Source organism: Asticcacaulis sp. W401b (assembly GCF_046503825.1).
In the GTDB taxonomy this organism is placed as follows: domain Bacteria; phylum Pseudomonadota; class Alphaproteobacteria; order Caulobacterales; family Caulobacteraceae; genus Asticcacaulis.
Genome location: NZ_JBKFEE010000053.1, coordinates 1 through 1,109, shown reverse-complemented (window position 1 = coordinate 1,109; position 1,109 = coordinate 1). Strand labels below are relative to the sequence as shown.

1 protein-coding gene is annotated in these 1,109 nt (G+C 56.5%); it reads left to right on the top strand.

Features of this window, described 5'->3' with window-relative positions; genetic code table 11:
- Positions 1–1,109, top strand: a 1,109-nt coding sequence (locus tag ACK8OE_RS20815; RefSeq protein ID WP_410274223.1) for an AAA family ATPase, incomplete at both ends; no start/stop codon positions are given.

The following is a 1,109-nucleotide window of genomic DNA, read 5'->3' as shown; positions in this document are numbered from 1 at the left end:
TTAAACTCGCAGGTGATCAAGGACCTTCGTTCGCAACGCGCTCAGGTCAGCCGTCGGATCGCTGAAATGGAGACACGCTACGGGCCGCTGCATCCGGACATTATCAAAGCTAAGCGCGAATTGCAGGATATTGACGGGCAGATCAAATCCGAGATCAACCGCATCATATCCAATCTCGAAGCGGAAACAGCTGTTCAACGTCAGCGCGCCGGTTCTATGGCGAGCAGTGTGGGTCAGGCAAGGGGCGCGCTGGCTGGAAACAACCGTGCCCAAGTGCGCCTGAACGAACTTGAACGCGACGCTGAGTCTGTGCGTACGCTCTATGAATCCTATTTGGCTCGCTTCAAACAAACCTCTTCGCAAGATGGTATCGAGAAGACAGATGCGCGGATCGTGGCGCGCGCCAAACTACCGACAGGGCCATCGTCGCCTAAGATCCCTCTGGGAATGGCTATAGCACTGATAAGCGGCTTAGGGGCGGGAGCCGCGTCTGTTCTCTTAAGACGTGCACTGGACAGCGGTCTGGTCACAGCGATCGATGTTGAAAATCAGTTGGGCCAATCGTGCCTGGCCAGTGTCCCGGCCTTGGGCTCTACGGTTGAGAAAGGCACTAAGGTCCCAACCGAACCTTTCCGTTATGTGCTTGAGAAGCCATTGTCTGTGTTTACCGAAGGCTTTCGGAGCCTGCGCGCTTCGCTGCTCTACTCGCGGCTTGGCAATGAGGTAAAGGTCATCGCCATTACCTCCTCTCTTCCCGGGGAAGGCAAGACGACGACCTCCATGTGTCTGGCGCAGGTGTTTGCTCAAGCTGGCCAGTCGGTGATCGTTGTTGACTGCGACCTGCGTCGTCGATCGCTGAATGATGTCTTAGGCATTGATGCGAAGGTGGGCCTGCTGGAGGTTCTGGCTGGAACGGCCCGTCTGGATGAAGTGCTGTTGCGTGATCAGCAGGGCGTGGACTATCTGCCTCTTGCGCGCAGCCAGTACACACCGAAGGACGTGTTTGGCACGCAGGTGATGGACCAGTTGCTGCAAACGCTTCGTTCTCGTTATCAGATTATCATCCTCGATACGGCGCCTGTGCTGCCCGTGGTCGACACACGCATCCT